At 33.7% G+C, this 20,848-nt stretch carries 22 protein-coding genes and 1 tRNA gene; 3 read left to right on the forward strand and 20 right to left on the reverse strand.

Annotation, left to right across the window (positions count from 1 at the left end; genetic code table 11):
• Positions 1 to 160 precede the first annotated feature (160 nt).
• Positions 161 to 634, forward strand: coding sequence for a hypothetical protein (locus QTL86_RS10395; protein ID WP_127066121.1), 474 nt, complete (start codon positions 161 to 163; stop codon positions 632 to 634).
• Positions 635 to 688: 54 nt separating this feature from the next.
• On the opposite strand, the gene QTL86_RS10400 is transcribed toward QTL86_RS10395, so the two are convergent.
• The 5 genes from QTL86_RS10400 to QTL86_RS10420 all read right to left on the reverse strand — a co-directional run bounded on the left by QTL86_RS10400 (position 689) and on the right by QTL86_RS10420 (position 2,453).
• Positions 689 to 826: a hypothetical protein gene (locus QTL86_RS10400; protein ID WP_190283560.1), complete on the reverse strand. Its 138-nt coding sequence runs from the start codon at positions 824 to 826 to the stop codon at positions 689 to 691.
• Positions 827 to 1,109: 283 nt separating this feature from the next.
• Positions 1,110 to 1,472, reverse strand: coding sequence for a hypothetical protein (locus QTL86_RS10405; protein WP_410497139.1), 363 nt, complete (start codon positions 1,470 to 1,472; stop codon positions 1,110 to 1,112).
• A 14-nt stretch (positions 1,473 to 1,486) separates the two neighbouring features.
• A complete protein-coding gene (locus tag QTL86_RS10410; protein ID WP_410497140.1) occupies positions 1,487 to 1,642 on the reverse strand; it encodes a hypothetical protein in 156 nt (51 codons plus the stop codon).
• 438 nt (positions 1,643 to 2,080) lie between these two features.
• Positions 2,081 to 2,266 carry a hypothetical protein gene (locus tag QTL86_RS10415; protein WP_410497141.1) on the reverse strand — a complete coding sequence of 62 codons (186 nt, stop codon included), beginning with the start codon at positions 2,264 to 2,266 and terminating at the stop codon, positions 2,081 to 2,083.
• A gap of 114 nt (positions 2,267 to 2,380) precedes the next feature.
• A tRNA-Thr gene (locus tag QTL86_RS10420) sits at positions 2,381 to 2,453 on the reverse strand.
• A 139-nt stretch (positions 2,454 to 2,592) separates the two neighbouring features.
• Here QTL86_RS10420 and QTL86_RS10425 point away from each other — a divergent pair.
• Positions 2,593 to 3,090 (forward strand): amidase domain-containing protein, encoded by a 498-nt coding sequence (locus QTL86_RS10425; protein ID WP_410497142.1) that lies wholly within the window; start codon positions 2,593 to 2,595, stop codon positions 3,088 to 3,090.
• A gap of 53 nt (positions 3,091 to 3,143) precedes the next feature.
• Here QTL86_RS10425 and gltX read toward each other — a convergent pair whose 3' ends face one another.
• From gltX to QTL86_RS10450, 5 genes are all read right to left on the reverse strand, one after another.
• On the reverse strand, positions 3,144 to 4,796 hold the full coding sequence (gene gltX / locus QTL86_RS10430) for a glutamate--tRNA ligase (RefSeq protein ID WP_410497143.1): 1,653 nt from the start codon (positions 4,794 to 4,796) through the stop codon (positions 3,144 to 3,146).
• A gap of 283 nt (positions 4,797 to 5,079) precedes the next feature.
• A complete protein-coding gene (locus QTL86_RS10435) occupies positions 5,080 to 6,261 on the reverse strand; it encodes a glycosyltransferase (protein ID WP_410497144.1) in 1,182 nt (393 codons plus the stop codon).
• Between the two features lie 27 nt (positions 6,262 to 6,288).
• Positions 6,289 to 6,933 (reverse strand): ABC transporter ATP-binding protein, encoded by a 645-nt coding sequence (locus QTL86_RS10440; RefSeq protein ID WP_410497145.1) that lies wholly within the window; start codon positions 6,931 to 6,933, stop codon positions 6,289 to 6,291.
• Positions 6,930 to 7,619 (reverse strand): ABC transporter permease, encoded by a 690-nt coding sequence (locus tag QTL86_RS10445; protein ID WP_410497146.1) that lies wholly within the window; start codon positions 7,617 to 7,619, stop codon positions 6,930 to 6,932. Before QTL86_RS10445 ends, QTL86_RS10440 begins: the two co-directional genes overlap by 4 nt.
• 34 nt (positions 7,620 to 7,653) lie before the next feature.
• Positions 7,654 to 8,607, reverse strand: coding sequence for an ABC transporter substrate-binding protein (locus QTL86_RS10450; protein WP_410497147.1), 954 nt, complete (start codon positions 8,605 to 8,607; stop codon positions 7,654 to 7,656).
• A 123-nt stretch (positions 8,608 to 8,730) separates the two neighbouring features.
• Between QTL86_RS10450 and QTL86_RS10455 the strand changes: the two genes are divergently transcribed.
• On the forward strand, positions 8,731 to 9,891 hold the full coding sequence (locus QTL86_RS10455) for an amidase domain-containing protein (protein WP_410497148.1): 1,161 nt from the start codon (positions 8,731 to 8,733) through the stop codon (positions 9,889 to 9,891).
• A gap of 118 nt (positions 9,892 to 10,009) precedes the next feature.
• On the opposite strand, the gene QTL86_RS10460 is transcribed toward QTL86_RS10455, so the two are convergent.
• The 10 genes from QTL86_RS10460 to QTL86_RS10505 all read right to left on the reverse strand — a co-directional run bounded on the left by QTL86_RS10460 (position 10,010) and on the right by QTL86_RS10505 (position 20,705).
• Complete coding sequence (locus QTL86_RS10460; protein ID WP_127066094.1) at positions 10,010 to 10,762, reverse strand: N-acetylmuramoyl-L-alanine amidase; 753 nt, start codon at positions 10,760 to 10,762, stop codon at positions 10,010 to 10,012.
• A 132-nt stretch (positions 10,763 to 10,894) separates the two neighbouring features.
• Positions 10,895 to 11,584 (reverse strand): DUF554 domain-containing protein, encoded by a 690-nt coding sequence (locus QTL86_RS10465; protein ID WP_127066093.1) that lies wholly within the window; start codon positions 11,582 to 11,584, stop codon positions 10,895 to 10,897.
• Positions 11,585 to 11,658: 74 nt separating this feature from the next.
• Positions 11,659 to 12,837, reverse strand: a complete 1,179-nt coding sequence (locus tag QTL86_RS10470) for an acetylornithine transaminase (RefSeq protein WP_127066092.1) — start codon at positions 12,835 to 12,837, stop codon at positions 11,659 to 11,661.
• Positions 12,838 to 12,839: 2 nt separating this feature from the next.
• Positions 12,840 to 13,709 carry an acetylglutamate kinase gene (argB, locus tag QTL86_RS10475; RefSeq protein WP_013656417.1) on the reverse strand — a complete coding sequence of 290 codons (870 nt, stop codon included), beginning with the start codon at positions 13,707 to 13,709 and terminating at the stop codon, positions 12,840 to 12,842.
• 39 nt (positions 13,710 to 13,748) lie between these two features.
• Positions 13,749 to 14,969 carry a bifunctional ornithine acetyltransferase/N-acetylglutamate synthase gene (gene argJ, locus QTL86_RS10480; protein WP_013656416.1) on the reverse strand — a complete coding sequence of 407 codons (1,221 nt, stop codon included), beginning with the start codon at positions 14,967 to 14,969 and terminating at the stop codon, positions 13,749 to 13,751.
• A 250-nt stretch (positions 14,970 to 15,219) separates the two neighbouring features.
• Positions 15,220 to 16,095 (reverse strand): metallophosphoesterase, encoded by an 876-nt coding sequence (locus tag QTL86_RS10485; RefSeq protein ID WP_127066090.1) that lies wholly within the window; start codon positions 16,093 to 16,095, stop codon positions 15,220 to 15,222.
• 20 nt (positions 16,096 to 16,115) lie between these two features.
• Positions 16,116 to 16,634, reverse strand: coding sequence for a methylated-DNA--[protein]-cysteine S-methyltransferase (locus QTL86_RS10490; protein WP_127066089.1), 519 nt, complete (start codon positions 16,632 to 16,634; stop codon positions 16,116 to 16,118).
• Positions 16,627 to 17,262: a regulatory protein RecX gene (locus QTL86_RS10495; protein WP_013656413.1), complete on the reverse strand. Its 636-nt coding sequence runs from the start codon at positions 17,260 to 17,262 to the stop codon at positions 16,627 to 16,629. Before QTL86_RS10495 ends, QTL86_RS10490 begins: the two co-directional genes overlap by 8 nt.
• 110 nt (positions 17,263 to 17,372) lie before the next feature.
• On the reverse strand, positions 17,373 to 19,376 hold the full coding sequence (locus QTL86_RS10500) for a YcdB/YcdC domain-containing protein (protein ID WP_410497150.1): 2,004 nt from the start codon (positions 19,374 to 19,376) through the stop codon (positions 17,373 to 17,375).
• Between the two features lie 375 nt (positions 19,377 to 19,751).
• Positions 19,752 to 20,705, reverse strand: coding sequence for a carbohydrate kinase family protein (locus QTL86_RS10505; RefSeq protein ID WP_410497151.1), 954 nt, complete (start codon positions 20,703 to 20,705; stop codon positions 19,752 to 19,754).
• Positions 20,706 to 20,848: the final 143 nt, after the last annotated feature.

The following is a 20,848-nucleotide window of genomic DNA, read 5'->3' on the forward strand; positions in this document are numbered from 1 at the left end:
GTCATGCTCATCTCCTCTTTAATATAAGTTGATTGCACATAACCCTAAAATAACTGTCCAGTTTATTGTAACCGATTCAAAGGTCGAATTTGTTTATAGAATAAAAATTAAAATATTACTTATAATATCTAGGTAATTATTACTTATATCGAGGTATAAAATGACTAAACATCACTTTAAGCGTTATTTAATTCTTATATGTTTAATATGTTTCACTTTTCATTCATCACATTTTTTTGCACAAAACATTACTACTGTTGATACAAATACAGTAATAGAGGAATCATATGGCTCGCTTAATAATATTCACAAGCAAATGTTAAATATAATAGAGAACTATTTTATTAGTAATATAAGCACTACTACTAGTAAACCTGATCCAGGCTATTTAGATATATATATTTCTCAGTTAAATGCTATAAGTGATAAAATAAAAGCCGTAGACCAATCAAAAGTCACACCAGAACAAAAAACTAAATTAAGAATACTGAGGGATGCTACTGATGATTTAACTTATATTAGCGGTACTCTAAAAAGATTACTAACATCTTTAGATGCTAAAGAACAATATAATTTATTTCGAGCTATCCTATATGTTAGTAATTTAGTAGAGAAAGATTTTTCATACTTCTAATTTTTACATATCGGCATTATGCCGATATGTTTTTTATTTATTCAAAATCAGATTTTATTTACTTTCAAAGCTGCAATCTTTTTCATCTTCTTCGCATATATTGCACCCAAAAATTGTTTCTCCTAATTTACCGTTACATCCATCTGTTATGATTTCACAATGTTTACATTCTAAACATTTTTCACTTAGCATATTATCACCACCTACATACCACATAGGATTTGAATCATAAAAATTATTGCCTAAGTTGTATGATTAAACAGTCCACCAGTATTAGTTTTTGGGCCCTCTGTGATTATGGCTACAGTATGCTCCTTGCTTCCTGATATAATCTTCTTAGTAACTTCTTATCGTATGAAAAGAAACCACTCCGAACAAAAAAGAAGACACAAATGAATTCTTGTCATATTTCTTCAACCGCTATTTATGAACAACAGTGGTTTTTTAATTCTTCTACTATTACTGATTAAAAAAGTTATTTTATATAGCACCAGCTTTGTGGTGCCCTGTTAATACTTACTTCTTCAATCTGTATTGGTATATCATAAGACTTAACGCTACTTACATCCCATGCAACCAAGTCCTTGCCATTTGCATATGCAAATAACTCATATAGACTCAGATAACTTCTATTGCATAGCTGCTGAAAAACATTAGTTACTAATGTACCTTTACAAATAAACTCTCCTTGTATACCTTTGCCACCTGTTACATAGCAAAGTACTTTAAAAGGATATTCAATACCTGCTGGCTTAGTTTTTCTGATTTCTAGTGTCTTTTCTCGGTTCTTGATCATGTGCCAGTACTTCTCATGAACACTAATTAATACTGTTTTCACTTTGTTTTCCTCCCCTATAGCATATCTGCTATGGTTTTAATCACATTCTTAAGCCTTCTATTTATGTCCCTCTCTTGGTTCTTTTCGTGTACCTTTGCAGCTATCTCATCCTTAAGTCTTTGATTTTCTATTTTAAGTGTATCAACATATCTTTGTTCACTATCTGTCATTCATCTTCCTCCTTATCAACAAAAAATACTTTTTATAATTTAAATTTTGATATTGATTTTCATTTTCCTTTGTGGTATATTAAATATACAACAGTACATAAAAATTTTCGTAACTCCCATATGTTAAGCACTGGTCCTACAACTAGTGCTTTTCTTCTGTCCAGCGATATAAAGTTGACACTCTTATGAGCATCTAGCATATATCAAAAACACTTTGTTTTAATTCCAATCAGCTTCTAGTTCTTTACTTGGTGTAACTTCATCACTTTCACTCCATGTATCTACAATCACTTTGCGTTCCATTTTGTGCAAGCTTCATTAAATAAATTGTGAAGTCATCCATATGTCTTAATGATGTTAAATCAAGTTGCCTGCTAAATGATATTGACCATACATTCTCTTCGTTTTTATTCCATCTTGATAGGCTAACTTCTACATTTAGATCTTCTTATTCTTCATCTTGCTCTTGCACTCCATGAATAGCTTGGCATATTTAAAACTGCTCCAGCTTCTTCCCTCTTCTTGTTCGATTTCCATTTCTGTTTCTACATATTCGTAACTTGGGCCATCATCAAAAACAAACAAAAAAGATGTTATAGAGTCACTAAATAAAATAACGAGCATACGTATCTAACTTACGTATGCTCGTTATTTTTATGTATTAAGCTTTCTGTTACGTATATTCTTACGTATAAGCTTCAATTTTACTTTCATCAATCACCTTAGAAGCCTTGATAAAGCTGGAAGGGGGACTCGAACCCCCGACTTACTCATTACGAATGAGTTACTCTACCAACTGAGTTATGCCAGCTTGACACTTGTTTACTTTATCATATTTCAGACAAATAATCAATATTTTATAGCTTATTTTATGTAATATAAAATCATTTACATTATTATATTTTCTCTTCTTATCTCATATACCTAGTAATAAGAAAGGATGTGAACAAATGGATAAAGTCCTACCCTATAATGCTACTGTTGCTATTGCTTATGCTAAAAGATGGAGCTTACTTCGTAATCCTATGTATTTAGACTTTACCCAGCTAGGAGGAGATTGCACTAATTTTATTTCTCAATGTCTATACGCAGGAAGTCATATTATGAACTATACCCCTATTACAGGATGGTATTACAGAAATGCTAATGATCGTTCAGCTTCTTGGACTGGCGTAAATTTCCTACATAAATTCTTAACCACTAATAAAGGATCTGGCCCTTTTGGTAGGGATGTTACGCTAAATGAAATTGTTCCTGGTGATGTTATTCAATTTGGTAATGATATTAATGGCTACCACCATTCCTTATTAGTATTAGAAACAGCCCCTGATCCTACCTATGACCAAATTTTAATTGCTACTCATAGTTATGATGCTATTAATAGACCTCTTTCTTCTTATGAGTTCACTAAGATACGCTTCATCCATATTGAAGGCGTTAGAGCCTAATAAAATGCCTACCCATACTTTATAATATGAGTAGGCATTTTATTATTGTTTTATTAGTTGTTTAAAAAAGCCTCAAATCTCGCTCTTACAGCTTCTTCTCCAATGATTTGCATAATAGTATATAAATCTGGTGTATTTGTTCTATGGCTAATAGCACTTCTTACAGCACCTGCTACATCTGATACCATTCCTTTGAAGGCTGTTGGATCTTTTTTGAAAGCTTTACGATCTGCTGTATAACCAAGACTAATAGCGTGTTCTTTTAATTCATTGAACCAAGTCTCTTGGTCTGTATTAAAGTTATAAACTTCTTTATAAGAAGATATGATTTCTTTAGCTGTTTCTAAAGTCATATTTTTTGGTAATTCTACTTCAGTTTCAGCATTAAATAGCTCATCGTAGAAGTAACAAATCTTTTCTTTAACTTCTGACCATTTACCAAAGTCTTTACGTGGTTTTGGTCCTTCTTTATCGATGTTAAAGATTTCTTTTGACATGGCTTCATGTTTTGTCACTAAGTCGTACATTGCCTTGTCATATTCTTTTGCCCACTCTGTATAGAGGCTATACACTTCTTCAGCTGGCATCTTAGAAATCACATCTTTGCTCACATCATTTAATTTAACAAGGTCGAAAAGTGCTCCACTTTTACTCATTTTATCAAGAGCTACTGGATAGTCATGATAATCAGCCGTTGGATTTTCCATTCTCCATTCTTCAAAGGCAGAGTTAATAATATTTAATAAATATTCTACTACTGAAGCTTTTGGATAACCTTCTTCTTTATAATAGCTTACAGCACTTTCTGGATCTTTACGTTTTGAAAGTTTACGTTTAGAATCACCATCTAATTTCATAACATTTGGAATATGTGCATACTCTGGTCTTTCAAATCCAAGTACGTCAAATAATTGAACGTGAATTGGAAGTGATGATAACCATTCTTCTCCACGAATAACGCTCGTTGTTCCCATTAAATGATCATCAATCGCATGAGCAAAGTGATAGGTTGGAAGACCATCTGCTTTAATAATAACGATATCTTGTATATTTTCTGGAAAAGAGGTTTCCCCTTTAATAAGGTCTACAAAGTTCACACGGTTTTCTGCATTACCAGGTGATTTAAGACGAATAATATACTGCTCACCAGCTTTGATTTTTTCCATAGCTGCTTCTGGTGATAAGTCTCTATAGATTGCATATTCACCATAGCAACCTGGGGTTAATTTAGCAGCCACTTGTTTGTCACGCATAGCTTCTAACTCTTCCGAAGTCATAAAACATGGATAAGCTAAGCCTTTTATGATTAAGTCTTTTGCAAAAGTTTTATAAATCTCTGCTCTTTCACTTTGGCGATAAGGACCATAGTTCCCTTTTGAAGTTGTTTCACCAGTCATTCCTTCATCAAAATCCATACCGAAGTTATGCATCGTTGCAATAGTATCTTCTATAGCCCCTTCTACTTCCCTTTTTTGATCTGTATCTTCTACTCTTAAATAGAAAACCCCGCCACTTTGCACTGCAATTCTTTCACTAACAAGGGCAGCAAATACACCACCAATGTGCTGAAATCCTGTTGGACTCGGTGCATAACGTGTTACCTTTGCACCTTCTTTAAGTATTCTTTTTGGATAAGCTTTTAAATAATCTTCTGGTGTTTTAGTTACATCAGGGAAAATTAATTCAGCTAATTGTTGTAAACTCATGATTTCACCTTACCTTTTTGTCATTTTTATATTGCAAGGAGTCTTTTCATTGGATGAAGCTCATTGGATTATAAGTGTTCATCACCTATTTTAACATGACAAGAAAGTGGACTTATACCCACTTTCCCTTGCTTTCGTTATTTATTCTTTCTTCAATTATACCTATCTCTAGGAACCTTGTAAAGCATTCCTAGTATTCTGTCCTAGCACTAGAATAACGCATTTTTCTTTTTAAAATAATAAACTCTTATTTTAGAATAAGAGTTTTTAGCTTTTCTCTTCATTATTCAACTTCATAATGCTTTGCTTTACTAAGTGACTTTTTGGCTCTAGGTTTTCTTTTTGCTTCTGATAGCTTAGCTTGCTTTTCAAGCTTTTTTGCCTGAGACGTCTTTTTAGTGATATAAGTTCCTTTTTTCTTTTCTTTTGGCTTCTTAGGCATAGCGACTCTATCACTATAAATAGCTCTTAATCGTTTACCACCTTCTTTAGCTGCTGGTTTCTTCTCTGATACTTGAATAGGCTTTACACGTTCTAATACAAATTTAAGCTTCTCATCTTGGCAGATTTGCTTAATATGAGCTACCGTATCTTTTAAATCACTATCTTTATCTTTTTTCATATAGGTTTCGTTTTTAATAGCAGATAATACCATACCAATGTATCTAAAATCTAGACGATTACGCATTTCTTCTTCAAGATGTGATTCGATAAAGCTTTTTTCTAATAGCTCATAAACCTTTATCTGGTCTTCCCACAACTTTTTATTATAGGTATGAAGTGTAGAACTTGGATTTTGTACATAGTGATAGTAAACACCTTGTTCAATAGCTACACTCTGACATTTTAAAAGTGTTTGTACCATAAATACTAAATCTTCCATAATACTAACACCTGGTGCAAACCTTAATTGGTTGGTATCTAAAAATTCCTTTTTAAATAAACCACGCCATACACACCCCATCACACAAACATAAGTAGGCATTAAATCTGGCATACCCACCATATTATTTACCAATTTTTCAATAATGACTTTATCTTCTAATACTTCATCCTTAAAAGAAAATACTTTAGGTGAACTTTTCTTTTTAGTATCTTTGAAATAATTACATAGGCATACAGGACTATCCCACTTTTTAATCTGCTTGTATAGCTTTTCGTACATTGTAGGTTCTACCCAATCATCTGGATCAATAAAACCAACATAAGTACCTGTAGCTGCTTCTAATCCTGTATTTCTAGCAATAGATACACCTTCATTAACTTTATCAATCACAACAATACGCCTATCTTTTTTAGCATATGCCTCACAAATGGCTAAACTATTGTCTTTTGACCCATCATTAACTAATATAATCTCTAGATGGGGATAGGTTTGATTAATAAGGCTCTCTATACTTCTAGATAAATACTTCTCTATATTATATATAGGTACGATAATACTAATGACTTCCACTACTGTCATACCTCACTTTTTATTCTTTTTTTATTTTTAGTATATCCAGTATTTCATTGAATTTTTCAAGCTTATTTCATTTATTACTTCCGAGGAAGATAGATGAATACTATCACCTAGGCTTCTAGCTTCGTTAACATCATGTGTTACACAAATAACTGTACGCCTATCTATTTCTACTTCTTTTAAAATAGCTTCATATAATTTTTCCTTTAATGCCTCATCTAAACCTTTAAAAGGTTCATCTAGTAAAAGGATTTCACTTTCATAAACTAAGGCTCTTCCTAAAGCAATGCGCCTTCTCATCCCCCCGCTAAGCTTGTCAATAGGATAATCTCTATAGGGTTCTAATTGTAAAATCTTTAATAAACATTCTATCTTTTCTTCAATCTGTTGCTTATTATACTTTGTTTTTAGAACATATGCAATGTTCTGCCATACATTTAACCAAGGCATCAGCCGGTCTTCTTGAAACATATAAGCTATTCGCTTGTTTTCTAATCCTATTATCTCACCACTATCATATGGTTCAAGCCCTGCTAATATTCTTAATAGTGTTGTCTTGCCACATCCAGATGGCCCTAGTATGCTGGTAACTTGAGCTTCTTTAATAGAAAGATTAAGATGATTGTACACACTTTGTTCCTTATAACTTTTACAAAGTCCAATAATTTCAATCATACTTTCCTCCTTTCTTTAAATAGAAGGTCAACTATGTATTCACAAAACTGACTAAGTAAAATAATAACAATAATCCATGCAAATACTTCTGTGGTCTCTAAGTAAATTTTGGCATCTAAAAGCTCGTATCCCATTGCATATTTAGGAATTGCTAAAACTTCTGCTGCAATCACTACCTTAAAAGCCATACCTACTACCAGTTGCATGGCCGTCCTTAAATAAGGTCTTAGCTGAGGTAAAACACATTCTTTTATATAATAAAAAGCTTTTACTTCATAAACCTTACTCAGTTCCTTAAGCTCCTGACTTAATTCTAAAAGCCCATTTAAAATATTGGTATAAACCAAAGGATAACACATTAAAAAGCATACAAAAATAGGTACCTCTTCTGACTTAAACCAAAGCAATGCTAAGATAATAATAGCCATTACAGGTGTAGACTTCATAAAGTTTACCATGGGTTTAATAAAAGTTCTAAAAAACAAACTTTTATAAGCCAGATAGGCACTTACTATTCCTAAAATAAGTGAACTACCAACCCCCATAAATACTCTATAAAAAGTACCCGCTATTTGTAAATAAAACACGGTTGTAGTTAACATTTCTAATAGCTTGGTAAAAGTATGCATTGGTGAAGGAATCAATACCTCTTTATCAATACATAAATAAGCTATTTGCCAAAGCATTAACCAAATGCTATAAATCAATGTTTTTTTTAGCTTATTTATTATAATAGAAGGCTTCATCTGGTAAAGTTCCTCCTATAGCCTTTGGATTAAGCGCTTCTAACACTTTATAAAATGTCTCTAGATGTATCTTTGCGGTTTCTCCTTGCTCTAAAACAATATGGCAATTCGGAATAGCTTTAATTGCTATTTCTTTCTTAGCAATAATACCGTACTTTTCCATAAGCGCAGCTGCTTCTTCACTTTTTTCGTTAACGAAGTTAACAGAAGCCTCATAGTCCTTTAAAAAGCTTGATAATGCTTCTTCATCTTCTTTCACCAACGTATTTTGTGCTAAGATAACACCCATTGGTAAAGTGCTTCCTTCTTTCTCTTGCCATGCTTCATTCAAATCTACTGCTACCTGCAACGAAGCTTGTTTAGTTGTAGCAATCGTTACATGAGGCTCTGGTAAAAGTGCAATTGTTCCTTCTTCTGCTACTAGCTTTGTAACAACATCTGTATGATTCGTTAAATAGTCAATAGTCACATCCTGCTCTGGATCTAAACCCGCTGACTTAAGTAGCTGTGTAAGGACATATTCAGGTGTGCCACCTTTTCCACTAGCTATAATCGTTTTCCCTTTTAAATCTTCTAAATTATTAATACTATTGCCGTTTTCTACTATGTACAGTACACCTTGTGTATTAATGCCTACTAAACTCACTGCTTTTTGCGTTTTATTATAAAGTACTGCTCCCATATTAGAAGGGACACAAGCTAAATCTACTTCTCCACTTACAACTTTTCCTACAATTTCATCTGGACTTTGATAAAGTGTTACTTCATATTGTTCCTTATCCTCTATAAGTTGTACCATCCCCATACCTGTTGGTCCATTTAAGGCTGCTACCTTAAGTACTTTTGTTTGCTCTGCAGACTGATTACAGCCAACGCCTAAGGCCAAAGTCATAACACCTACGATTAAACTGCTGATTATCTTTTTCATTTTCAATCTGAATCCCCCTTTGGAAGCTTTATACATCAAACAAATAAATTTTCCATTTATATTTTTTTATAATTAGTACAAACTATATTATAGCGAAAATTTCATTTAAAAGGGGAGAAAAAATTGAAAAAGTTAAATTTTTTCCTAATAATAGGTCTATGCGTGATTCAACTTTTTTCGGTACCTACCATGGCTTCACATTCCATTTCTCAATATGTAATTGACCATGAAGTTACTAAGTCTACTGGAGAAGAATCACAAAGCAAAATCGAACTTTCCGAAGAAGAACTCAAAGCTACTTTTCAGGCCATTGTCAGTGATATTGTAAAAAACCGTAATCAATGCATCCAAAATCTAGATGCAGAAAGCTTAAAAGCTTCCTATAACCTGAAAATCAAGGTAAGCCTTTGGGCTTACGAAAGTGAAGCACAAAAAATTAAATATTTTAAAAACTGGTGTGATAAACAGGCTGTTAAATTTGATCATATTGAATCTGTAGTAAAAGTACGTAAGGTTAAAGAAAAGGAAAAAGACCTTTATGGTATTCTTTGCTTTAATTCTACAGCTTTTACCTATAGCTATTTAGATACGCCTGATGTCCCTAATACCTTTTATCTAGGAACATCCCACTATATTAATTTAAAAAAGGATGGTGATCATTATATCATTACCAAGGAATGGTACACTGATCCATTTGCCGATTCCTTAAATCTTAACACCCTTAAAACAGATGAGATAAGAAATTATATTTTAAATCATACAGCTCCTGATTACTCACCTGATGAACGTACGCAAAAAGCTATTGATTATGCTCATAAATATTGTGGTGTAGGACCTCATCCAGAGTATTTATTTAAATACAATAAAGCTTATAAGAACTTCAATCCTGATGGTGGTGATTGTGCTAACTTTGCTTCTCAAATCTTATATGAAGGTGGAGGCTTTAGAAAAAATGGCACCTGGAATTATGATAACCGCGATGGTACAAAGGCTTGGGTGAATGCACAAGGCTTTAAAAATTATATTATATGCAGTGGGCGTGGCGGCTATTTAGCTAGAGGCACTTATCAAGAGATTTATAAAGAAGCCTATAAGCTTCGACCTGGTGATTTTGTCGCTTACGAAAAGAAGGGGAAAATCACCCATATTTCTACTATTACTGGGCTTGACTCTAAGGGTTATCCACTTGTAACCTGCCATAATACAGATAGACTATTGGTGCCTTATGACTTAGGTTGGAGTAACAAGGGCATTCGCTTTCATTTAATTAATGTTTATTATTAACTTACTTTAATTATTTCCTTTCCTTTTTCACTCAATATTTTAGGGAGGAGCAACCACTTAGATTGCTTCTCCCTATTTTATAAATACCTTTCTCCATATGTTATCTAACATACTGAACTTACTGCGTGGTTACTCCTGTATCAGCAGAAGTTGTTTTCTCATAAGCTTCAATAGCAGTAACAACGGCCTTCATAAGCTTCGTCTGATAAGCTTTATCTGCTAACATACGATCTTCATTCCAGTTACTCATAAAACCCATTTCAAATATCACAACAGGTACTCTAGACCAGTTGAAACCTGTCATATCACTTCTTTCAAAAATACCATTCACTTTGACACCAGCATTTTGTAAGGCTGTTTTTAAATGCTCCGCATATGCCTTACTAGCCGGATGAATACCTACTGTATACTTACCTGTTTTAGAAGGTACTAACAAAACAGCACCTGACTTACCACTGTTTCCAATACTATCACAGTGAAGCCGAATTGTCATGTTAGCCTTAGCATTATTAGCAACTTGAGCTCTTTCAGCGTTACTAATATTGACTTCATTGGTTTCTCTTGTCATCACTACGGCATAACCCTTTTCCTCTAGTAAACTCTTTAAAATAAGTCCTGCTTCTAAATTAACAGCATACTCTGATTTCTTAGTGGCAACACCACTTGTTCCAGAGGAAACCCTTGCTTTTCTACTACCTGAACCTGGAGCAATAGGTTCACTTTTAGAATCACCCTTTGCTTGATGTCCTGGGTCAATGCACACTACAAAGGGCTCCTTTGCAAATACTACCCTTACTTGTGCTAAAAGCATGATAACTGCTAGTACTAAGCATATGCCTTGAGTAAAACGCTTTGAAACTGATTTTCTCATGCTATAATAAACCTCCTAGATGTCTTTTTTCATCTTAGTTATATGTTTATTTTTGGATTTTTACTCTTATAACGTAAAAAAGGTCACTTATTAAGTAACCTTTTATCTTCTATAATCTAGATTTTATCCTTTTTAAAATAAGCTTTGCACTATGTAATAAATCATAGGAATAAATAATGCTGGCAAGAAGTTAGCTACTTTAATCTTTGTAATTTGCAAAAGATTTAATCCTAATGCCACAATAACTACACTTCCTATAGCCCCAATATTGGTAATTTGTACTTCTGTTAAAACATTACCTAAAAAACTTGCTGCAATAGTAATTGCCCCTTGATAAAGTAGAACTGCTATTGCTGAAAAAGTTACACCTATTCCCATGGAAGAAGCATAAATAATAGAAGTAATACCATCTAGCATGGACTTTACAAAAAGCATCTCGTGGTTGCCCTCTAACCCACTTTGAATGGCACCTACAATTGCCATGGAACCAATGCAAAATAGTAAACTAGCTGAAACAAAGCCTTCTGCTATACTACCGCCCTTATTGAGCTTTTTAAAACGTGCCTCTATTTTTTCTCCTAGTCTATTAAGAGCTTTTTCTAAATTAATAGCCTCACCTATAATGACACCAATAATTAAAGATATAATCAGTAGCAATGTATCTGTACTTTTTAAGCTTCCTGATATGCCTATGTATAAAACACTTAAACCTAAAGCTTTCATAATGGCATCATCAAAACGTTTCGAAATGCCACCTTTCAAAAATAAACCGACTATACTTCCTGCTAAAATAGCAACTGTATTAACAATAGTCCCTAACATGATAACTCCCTTTCTTCAATAAAAATAATAGATGTATTGTACCACTTATGAGAGGCAAATACATCTATTGTTTCTTACATTTCAGACAAAACACTTTTTAAAATAGCTATAGCTTCATCTACATGTGCTTTTTCTATAATAAGTGGTGGTACAAAACGAACAACCTTTTCCCCAGCACCAACTACTAACATGCCTTTATCCATACATTTCTTCTCTACCTCTAAAGCTGGCAGAGTCAATTCCATACCTAACATCATACCGAATCCTCTTACTTCTTTTATACAGTCAAACTCTTTTTGGAGTTTAAGAAGTTCTCCTTTAAGGTATGCCCCCACTTCTTTCACATGGTCCAGTAAATGATTAACTGTAAGTTCTTTTAAAACCACCTTAGCAGCTGCTGTCACCAGTGGGTTCCCTCCAAAGGTAGAAGCATGATCTCCTGGAACCAGTACATCTGCTTTACTGGTACATGCCATAGCACCAATAGGAACACCAGCGCCAAGTCCTTTTGCCATGGTTACTATATCTGGATGAATGCCAAATTGTTCAAAAGCAAATAAGGTGCCTGTTCGTCCGATGCCTGTTTGTACTTCATCTACAATTAGAAGTGCGTCATGAGCTTTACAAAGCGCTTCTACTGCTTGTAAGTAAGCAGGATCTCCGGGAATAATACCGCCTTCTCCTTGAATGACCTCTAAAATTACTGCACAAGTTTTATCACTCATAATGGCTTTTAAGCTATCAATATCATTATAATCTGCGTAGCTTACATTAGGTATAAGTGGCATAAAACTCTTTTGATACTTTTCTTGGCCTGTCACTGCTAAAGCACCATGGGTTCTACCATGAAAAGATTTCTTCATAGCAATAATCTGTACTTTATCTTCACTTTTTAATTTACCATATTTTTTCGCTAGTTTTAAAGCTCCTTCATTGGCCTCAGCACCACTATTACAGAAGAAAACCTTATCAAAAGGTGAATTTTCTACTAAAAGCTTAGAAGCTTCTATTAAATTCTTTGTATAGTAATAATTAGAGACATGCATCATTTTTTCTACTTGCTCCTGTAATGCTGCAGTAAGCGTAGGATGTGCATATCCTAATGCATTAACAGCTATTCCTGCGTACATATCCAAATACTTTTTACCCTTTTCATCATATAAATAAACGCCTTCTCCATGTTCAAGTACTAATGGAAAACGTCCATAAGTATGCATGATATATTTTTCCCCTTCATTAACCAGTTGTTCCATTCCTATGCCTCCTTTTTATACATCATAGTACCAATACCGTTAGGGGTATAAATTTCTAGAATGAGTGCATGTTTTTTTCGACCATCTAGAATATGCACCATAGAAACACCTTCTTCTATGGCTTCCATACAACATTCAACTTTTGGAATCATACCACCTGCAATAATACCTGATTCAATATACTTTTTAGCTTCACTATCACTTAAGAAAGAGATCAGTGACTTTGGATCATCTTTGTCCTTTAATACGCCCTCGACGTCTGTAAGAAATACTAATTTTTGTGCATTAAGTGCGCCTGCAATAGCAACTGCAGCATAATCTGCATTAATGTTATACGTATTCCCTTCTTCATCTGATCCAATAGGTGCAATAATAGGAATAAAATCATTATCAATTAAAGATTTTATGAGCCTTGTATTCACTTTTTCAATTTCCCCTACAAAACCTAAATCTACACCATCTTTATTGAGCTTTTTAGCTCTTAAAATCTTACCATCTTTACCTGTTAACCCAACAGGGCAGCCCCCTTGCCCTGAAATCATTTCTACGATTTGTTTATTCACCTTACCTGCTAATACCATTTCCACAACTTCCATGGTTTCTTTGGTTGTCACACGAAGTCCATTAATAAACTCAGACTGGATATCTAAACGTTTAAGCATATTATTAATTTCAGGTCCCCCACCATGAACAATGACTGGTTTTAAACCTACTAATTTGAGAAGTACGATATCCTGTACAATCGTCTTATTAATTTCTGGATCTAACATGGCACTGCCACCATATTTAATGACAACTGTATTGCCATTAAACTCTCTAATATAAGGTAATGCATCTATTAAAACTTTTGCTTTTTCTAAACCATCATTCATTATTAAATCCCCCTAAGGTCAATTCTATTTTCCCAATATTTAGCTTCTATAATCCCCATTAATTTTTACGTAATCATAGCTTAAATCACAGCCCCAAGCTGTTACACTTTCTTTTCCTTCACCCATGGTCACGAGAATTTTTATTTCATTTTCTTCTAGTACTTCTTTAGCTTTTTCTTCACTAAATTTAACAGGTAAGCCTTGTTTGAGCATTGCTACATTGCCAGCAATACTTTCAATGCTAATATCTACTTTTGCAGGGTCAAAGCTAATACCTGAGTATCCCATAGCACAAAAGATTCTTCCCCAGTTAGCATCTTCTCCAAAGAATGCTGTTTTAACTAAATTAGAAGTTAAAATACTTTTAGCAATGCATTTACCATCTTCAAAGCTCTTAACACCTTCTAAATTAACTTCTAATAACTTAGTAGCACCTTCGCCATCTTTAACGATTGAAATAGCAATATATTTACATACTTCATATAACGCTGCATAAAACTTATCAAAAGCTTCTCCTTCTTGATCAATAACTGGGTTGCCTGCCATCCCATTGGCTAAAACAAGCACAGAGTCATTAGTACTTGTATCCCCATCAACTGTAATCATGTTAAAAGAGGTATCGATTGCTTTCTTGAGTGCTTTTTGAAGCATCTCTTTAGTGATATTAACATCAGTTGTAATAAACCCTAGCATAGTTGCCATATTAGGATGAATCATACCTGAACCTTTACCCATACCACCTACAGTAATCGTCGTACCATTAATGTTTTCTTCTAAAGCAATAGTTTTCTTAACTAAGTCCGTTGTTAAGATGGCATCTGAAGCAGCTTCTCCTCCTTCATGAGTTGCACTTACTTTAACTGCTACTGGGCCAATACCTTTTCTTAAAACCTCCATTGGTAAATCCACACCAATAACACCCGTAGAACATACTAAGACTTGCTTTTTATCAATATTAAAGGCCTCTGCAACTAGGCTTGCCATCTCCTCTGTATCTTTTTCCCCTTGTACTCCTGTTGCAGCATTAGCATTACCACTATTAACCACAATGGCATGCACCTTTTCTCCTTCATTTAAAACCATTTGATCCCAAAGTACTGGTGCTGCTTTTACTACATTTTGTGTAAATGCACCTGCATACGTACAAGGTGTTTCACTATAAATAATCGCTAAATCTTTCTTTTTGTTCTTAATACCAATATGCTCTCCATTTGCTTTAAACCCTTTTGGTGCTGTAATGCTTCCTTGTATTAATCTCATCCGAATCCCTCCATATCTATTTATACACTCAACGAATAAACTTTTATTATGTTTATAATTATAAATATTTTTTATTTTATTTCAATACCTTTTTTTATTTTTATGAATAAAATTGTATTTTTATTCATAATCAACGTTTATTTTAATCATTTTTTCACATAAAAAAAGAGCTGTTGTATCAATTCAACAACTCTTTTAAGCGCTTACAAGCTATTTTACTATTAGTTATTTATTTGTATCTCATTCTTGTTTAAGAGTTACTTATTAAAAAACAGGTAATTTCAGGAATATTGCCAAGACGATATCGTACTTGACTGGTTCCTATTCCAGAATTTACGTATAACACCATACGTTCATTCTCTTCAAATGTATATTTACCTTTAATATATTTATTGGCATAAGGTGGTGTAAAAGGCGCTCCTACAAAAGGAATTCGCACTTGCCCACCATGACTATGTCCTGAAAGCTGCAAGTCAATAGGATAACCTGTCACTTCATCTGCCACGTCAGGTGCATGTGAAATAAATAAATTATAGTTAGACTTTTGGATTCCTTCCATAGCTTTTTCGATATTTACCGTTCCTAAAAGTTTATCATCAATACCTATTAAATGAATACGTTCCCCATTTTCTAAAGTAACATATTGATTGTCATTGACCAAAAGCTTAAACTCAGCTGCGGCTAATATTTTAGCATATCTTTTAGTGCCATTTCCTCCATGGTCATGATTACCATAAACTGCAAACTTCCCATAAGTTGCTTGAAGCTGCCCTAAAAGTACACTGGCTTCTTCTACTTCTGTAAACCCCTTATTATCGTCTATTAAATCACCCGTAAAAATAATCAAATCTGGCTTAAGTCCATTGATTCGTTCTACTACACGTTTCAAATCGGTAATGGTAAAGTCTTCCCCTAAGTGAACATCGCTAAATTGTACAATTTTCAAAGTGTCCTTTGGTATGCTTATACTTTGTGTAACTAGCTTTTCTTCTTTTATAATAAGAAGTTCCGGCTCTATGTATCTTGCATAAATATAGATACCTGCCGCAATGAGTACTAAGGTAACACTAATACTAATTACCCACCGCACAAATCTAATGACTGCCTTTATTAACTTTAACAACATCTTTTTCCTCACACTCTCATTTATGACTTATACTTCAGTTCATGAGCCAAAAGCTTCTCTTTAATATCTATTTGATTCCCCATAAAACCTACCATTTTGCCATTCTTACCAATAACACGGTGGCAGGGCACAATAAGTGGTATAGGATTAGCACCATTAGCTCCTCCTACTGCTCTTTGCGCTTTAGGATTCCCAATTCTTTCAGCTAATTCCTTATAACTAATAGTCTCTCCATAAGGAATTTGTTTTAAGCCTTCCCATACTTTTTTTTGAAAAGTCGTTCCTTCTACTACCAAATCTAACTGAAATACTTGACGTTCTCCCTTAAAATATTCCTCTATTTGCTTTTTTGCTTCACCACACAACATTTCATCTCTTTCTAAATCAGGATTTATTTTTTGATAGGCTTTAAAGCCATCTTCCTTTAAGAAAATAGCTTCTACGCCTTTCTCGCAAACCACTATGCCAATAGGTCCTAATAAAGAAGATTCATAAATTGTATAACCTCTTCTCACCTTATCCACCTCTACTTTATTCATCTTTTGTTAACTCTTCTATGGTACGCTTAATCACCTCAGAAGAAAAACCTCTTTGTGCTAAAAAAGCATACAGCTTGCTCTTTAGCTGATACAAGTCGTCTGTTTTCTTTTTATAATATTCAAGTTTTTTCTCCGCTATGCCAATACAATTCTCATAAGCTTCTTCAGTGCTATAATTTTCTTCTAAAGCTTTTGTAATTTGTTCCTGGGAAACACCCTTATTTCTTAAGGCCTCTGCAATATATCTGGGGCCCTTTTTAGAAAATCTTTTTTTATCCCTTACAAAGGCTTCTGTTAATCTACTATCATCTAAATAATTATAGTATCTTAGTTTTTCTAATGTATACTGAATATCTTCTTCACTATACTCTTTCCTTTTGAGTTTCTCTACTAAAACCTTTTCAAAATAGTTCTGTCTACCCAAAAGATAAATAGCGTAGGAAAAACACCTGTTTTTACTTTCTTCTTCCTCTAAAGCTTTTAAAGCTTCTTCATCTATTTTTGCACCTTTTTTCAAATTCATACGAATCAGCGTGTCTTCTGTAACGCCGCAAAAAAATACTTCATCTAAAAAGATATTGTAACGTTCTCCATTTTGTTGTCTGCTAATTTTTGTAATTGTTTTCATTTTTCTACTCTCCTTGACTCCATTATAGCATATTATTAGTCGGGAGATAAATTTCAGAAATATAAAAGGAACTAGAAGTCTTCTACTCTTCTAATTCCTTTTTCATGCTATTATTCAGTTTCTGTACTCAATAGCAAATAATACATCATTTCTAAAGCTTCGGCTCTAGTAAGCTTATCTTTTGGCCTAAATAAACCTGTTTTATCTTTTTGAATCAACTTCAGACCATAAGCTACACTGATATGGCCTTTTAAAGCTTCATCATATTGCTTATCTTCAAAAGGATAGACATATAACTCGGAAATACTTGCTATCTTTTTATATGGGGTTGCACTAATCATATCATAAACAGACTTTTCTCTTGTTAAAGTCTGTTGCTTGTCAAGCGTTGCTTTACCCGTCACTTCTTTATACCATCCACTCACATTTTCATTTTCATCGGGCTTATACCCTTGCGTTACTTGGCATAAAAGATTTAAAAAGTCTTCTTCAGAAATAGGCAAATCTGGTTTTAACTTTTCTCCTTTTAAATAAATACCGCTATCAAATAGCTTCTTAATGAGTGCTTCTTTTGGATGTCCCTTTAAGTCAGTATAAAACTTTTGTGCTTCTTCCTCCATTACTTTTCCTGAATAATCTACTTCCTTGCCGGTAAAAGCATCTAAAAGCATATAGCTCTCCCTGGTGGTATATGCTAAACGATAAACGTCCTCACTTGTTTCCATATAAACTAACTCTAAGCCTATATTTTTAACTGCGTTTTCCTTACTCATCATCCCTTCTGGTGATTTAAAACTCATTTGACTCCAGTTCTTAGAGTAAGATGTGACCTCCCCTAAACGTTGGTCATAGGTAATACTTAATCCCTCTCCGTCTACCAATAAATGATTTACTAAGCGTCCATAATAATAGTTTGTTGTAGTCATGTCTTCATTTGTATAATCATCTTCTATTAACTTCGTTTCTTTAAATTGCTGTGGTGCCACTTGACTTAAAAATGAGGCTGCTTCTTTTTCACTCCAGTGATACTCGGCTGTTTCTGGTGACGTACTACTCCAAAAGTAATAATTTTCTATCTCTGCTGTTTTAGCATCCACCGTTAAACTAACATTTGTCTTATTAACCTCATCCTTTAAAACGATTTGCCTTATATAAATTTCCTTCTGCTTATAAAGATTATTTCTGCTGACTGTAGCTGATTTCACACGTGGAAAATGCTTAGCTACCTTGTCAAGGATCACTTCTACGCTCAATAATCCTTTTGTTTCCTCTACTGCTTTTCTCTCAGAAGGTGTTAAACCTGAAGCACCACTATCATTTTTAGCTGTAACGGACTGACTTTCCTCCGTAGTTGCTTCTTTATATAACTCATTGTCTTCATTTTTATAATGAACTACTAATGCACCTGTAGCTGCATCTATTCCCTTCCTCTCTCCATTTTGGAGTTTGTAAACTAAAAAGCTACTTTTCTCTTCAGTTTTCCAATCATAATAGGTTTTATAAAGTGCTGGTAAGCCCACTTGTTTTAAATAACCTACTTCTGCTTGTTCTAGAGTAATCTTTGGCTGATTGGCATTATACGTACGCTCAGAGAAATCTATTCCTGAAAAACTTTTTATTTCACCTGTCTGTTTGTTAACGTTAACGTAAATGACTTGGTTAAATACTTTAACGCCTTCATGATATAAATCATATACATAAGTATAGTCATAATCACTACTTGGTGCCGTTCTTTCTCTTAGCACTAAAGCTTTAGCATATTCAGGTACTACTTGATTTAAAAAAGATTCTGCTTTAGCTTTTCCTGTTTCCCAATCAATCTTTGCTAAAGTGCTATCACTTGTATGATACAGATTTAAGCGATAACTCAGAATGTCCCCATCACTCTCACACTCTACGTATAAGCTTCCTTGCTTACCTTCTTGATCTTGCCATATGAAACGATAATCTTCACCTGATTGATTATAATTAAACTCTGTAAAAGCTTTTGGCACTTCTATTTTAGCTTTAACTTTGCCTAGTAATCCTTCTAACCCTTGAGTCTTCTCATTAGCAAAACTGACTTGTGGCACTAACATAGCTATCACCGTTAACAATAAAAATTTTTTTCTCATTTTATAACCCCCTTTCATCTTATTTCATTAGACGTAGTAAAGATAAATAAGTTCCCTATTATTTAAATTTTTATAAAATTTTATTATTATACAATCTACTTTGTTTATCAGTTATTATATTCTTTTTTATTAGGCAAACACTTTAACTTTTACAAGTAACTAAAAGGTTGTTAGGTTGTTAGGTTGTTAGCAAGAAAGTGGACTAGCGTCCACATTTCTTCCGCTAGGGAACCCTAGATTTCCTTCGCGCTGACAAAAAAAACATGTCAGCTGAGTACCCTCCTGAATACGGCAGGGAATACTTCCCTAGACTACAAAAAAAGCAGCTATAAGGCCTATCACCTTATACCTGCTTTTTCTTTTTCATCATTGTGCTTATTCAAATGTCGTAGATTGCCATTGTGCTTCTCTAACATAGGCTTCCACTAAATCAGCTGCCATATTAGGATTAATAGTTTCTTCGTGAGCAATAGTAATGTTAGACATAGCAATAGCATATTTAACAATCTCTACTGTACTTTTATTTGCCATATACCCTGCTCCAATGCCTGCTACAAAAGCATCACCAGCCCCTGTAACATTAATCACTTCTAAAGCATTTGCTTTAATAATACCTTCTTCCTTACCATCATTATAATAAACACCATCTACATCAAGACTAATAAATACATTTTGTACACCTAAACCTCTTAGGTAAGCACCTGCTTTTCTAGCATCTTCATATGTTTTCACCTCAAAGCCACATAACACTTCTGCTTCATGTCTATTAGGTTTTACTGTATGAAAATAGTGAAGTAAATGTTTAATCCTAGCTGCTTTAGCAGCTGATACTGGATCTAAAACAAATTTTGTTTTACCTTCATAAGTCGTTACAATATGCTCAATAAAAGGGGGGTTATCTGCACCTAAAAACATATATTCTGCATTTTCAATAATAGAAGCACGCTCACTTAAAGCTTCCTTTGAAAACTCATTGGCTAATTTTGTATCAACCACGGCTGATACCATTTCTCCATTTTCATCTAATATGGCCATATAAGTAGGTGTGGAGCCACCGTGTACGATTAAAGTGTTACTCATATCTAAACCTACTTTTTCAGCTTGTCTTAAAATATCCTTGCCTTTTTCATCATCACCTAAAATAGAAATAAACTGTGTATTTGTTCCTACTAAAGACATATTTTCTGCAATGTTTCTACAAACACCACCGCAAGACACTTTTACTTTTCCTGGATTAGAATCATAGGGTCTATAGGTTGCATAAGAAAAACCAAAAATATCGTATATGGCAATACCAAATACAAGTGCATAAGGTTTATTATTTTCCATGGTCATTATATTCCTTTACTTGATTTTATAGATAACTATTATATTAACATAAGTTTTGTAGAAAACCTATTAAAAAATACCCACAGCTATATTTTTCCAAGATTATAGATAATTATATCTTTTTCATACCAAAAAGCACACTA

It is taken from the genome of Cellulosilyticum sp. ST5 (assembly GCF_046529625.1).
Classification (GTDB): Bacteria; Bacillota; Clostridia; order Lachnospirales; family Cellulosilyticaceae; genus Cellulosilyticum; species Cellulosilyticum lentocellum.

Coding starts and splice junctions, on each gene's coding strand:
- QTL86_RS10505 (WP_410497151.1), bottom strand. CDS start 20,705: ATGGAAAATAATAAACCTTATGCACTTGTATTTGGTATTGCCATATAC.
- QTL86_RS10415 (WP_410497141.1), bottom strand. CDS start 2,266: ATGCTCGTTATTTTATTTAGTGACTCTATAACATCTTTTTTGTTTGTT.
- QTL86_RS10400 (WP_190283560.1), bottom strand. CDS start 826: ATGCTAAGTGAAAAATGTTTAGAATGTAAACATTGTGAAATCATAACA.
- argJ (WP_013656416.1), bottom strand. CDS start 14,969: ATGAGATTAATACAAGGAAGCATTACAGCACCAAAAGGGTTTAAAGCA.
- QTL86_RS10490 (WP_127066089.1), bottom strand. CDS start 16,634: ATGAATAAAGTAGAGGTGGATAAGGTGAGAAGAGGTTATACAATTTAT.
- argB (WP_013656417.1), bottom strand. CDS start 13,709: ATGAATGATGGTTTAGAAAAAGCAAAAGTTTTAATAGATGCATTACCT.
- QTL86_RS10410 (WP_410497140.1), bottom strand. CDS start 1,642: ATGACAGATAGTGAACAAAGATATGTTGATACACTTAAAATAGAAAAT.
- QTL86_RS10435 (WP_410497144.1), bottom strand. CDS start 6,261: ATGACAGTAGTGGAAGTCATTAGTATTATCGTACCTATATATAATATA.
- QTL86_RS10445 (WP_410497146.1), bottom strand. CDS start 7,619: ATGCTTTGGCAAATAGCTTATTTATGTATTGATAAAGAGGTATTGATT.
- QTL86_RS10425 (WP_410497142.1), top strand. CDS start 2,593: ATGGATAAAGTCCTACCCTATAATGCTACTGTTGCTATTGCTTATGCT.
- QTL86_RS10485 (WP_127066090.1), bottom strand. CDS start 16,095: ATGTTGTTAAAGTTAATAAAGGCAGTCATTAGATTTGTGCGGTGGGTA.
- QTL86_RS10500 (WP_410497150.1), bottom strand. CDS start 19,376: ATGAGAAAAAAATTTTTATTGTTAACGGTGATAGCTATGTTAGTGCCA.
- QTL86_RS10440 (WP_410497145.1), bottom strand. CDS start 6,933: ATGATTGAAATTATTGGACTTTGTAAAAGTTATAAGGAACAAAGTGTG.
- QTL86_RS10450 (WP_410497147.1), bottom strand. CDS start 8,607: ATGAAAAAGATAATCAGCAGTTTAATCGTAGGTGTTATGACTTTGGCC.
- gltX (WP_410497143.1), bottom strand. CDS start 4,796: ATGAGTTTACAACAATTAGCTGAATTAATTTTCCCTGATGTAACTAAA.
- QTL86_RS10495 (WP_013656413.1), bottom strand. CDS start 17,262: ATGAAAACAATTACAAAAATTAGCAGACAACAAAATGGAGAACGTTAC.
- QTL86_RS10470 (WP_127066092.1), bottom strand. CDS start 12,837: ATGGAACAACTGGTTAATGAAGGGGAAAAATATATCATGCATACTTAT.
- QTL86_RS10465 (WP_127066093.1), bottom strand. CDS start 11,584: ATGTTAGGGACTATTGTTAATACAGTTGCTATTTTAGCAGGAAGTATA.
- QTL86_RS10460 (WP_127066094.1), bottom strand. CDS start 10,762: ATGAGAAAATCAGTTTCAAAGCGTTTTACTCAAGGCATATGCTTAGTA.
- QTL86_RS10395 (WP_127066121.1), top strand. CDS start 161: ATGACTAAACATCACTTTAAGCGTTATTTAATTCTTATATGTTTAATA.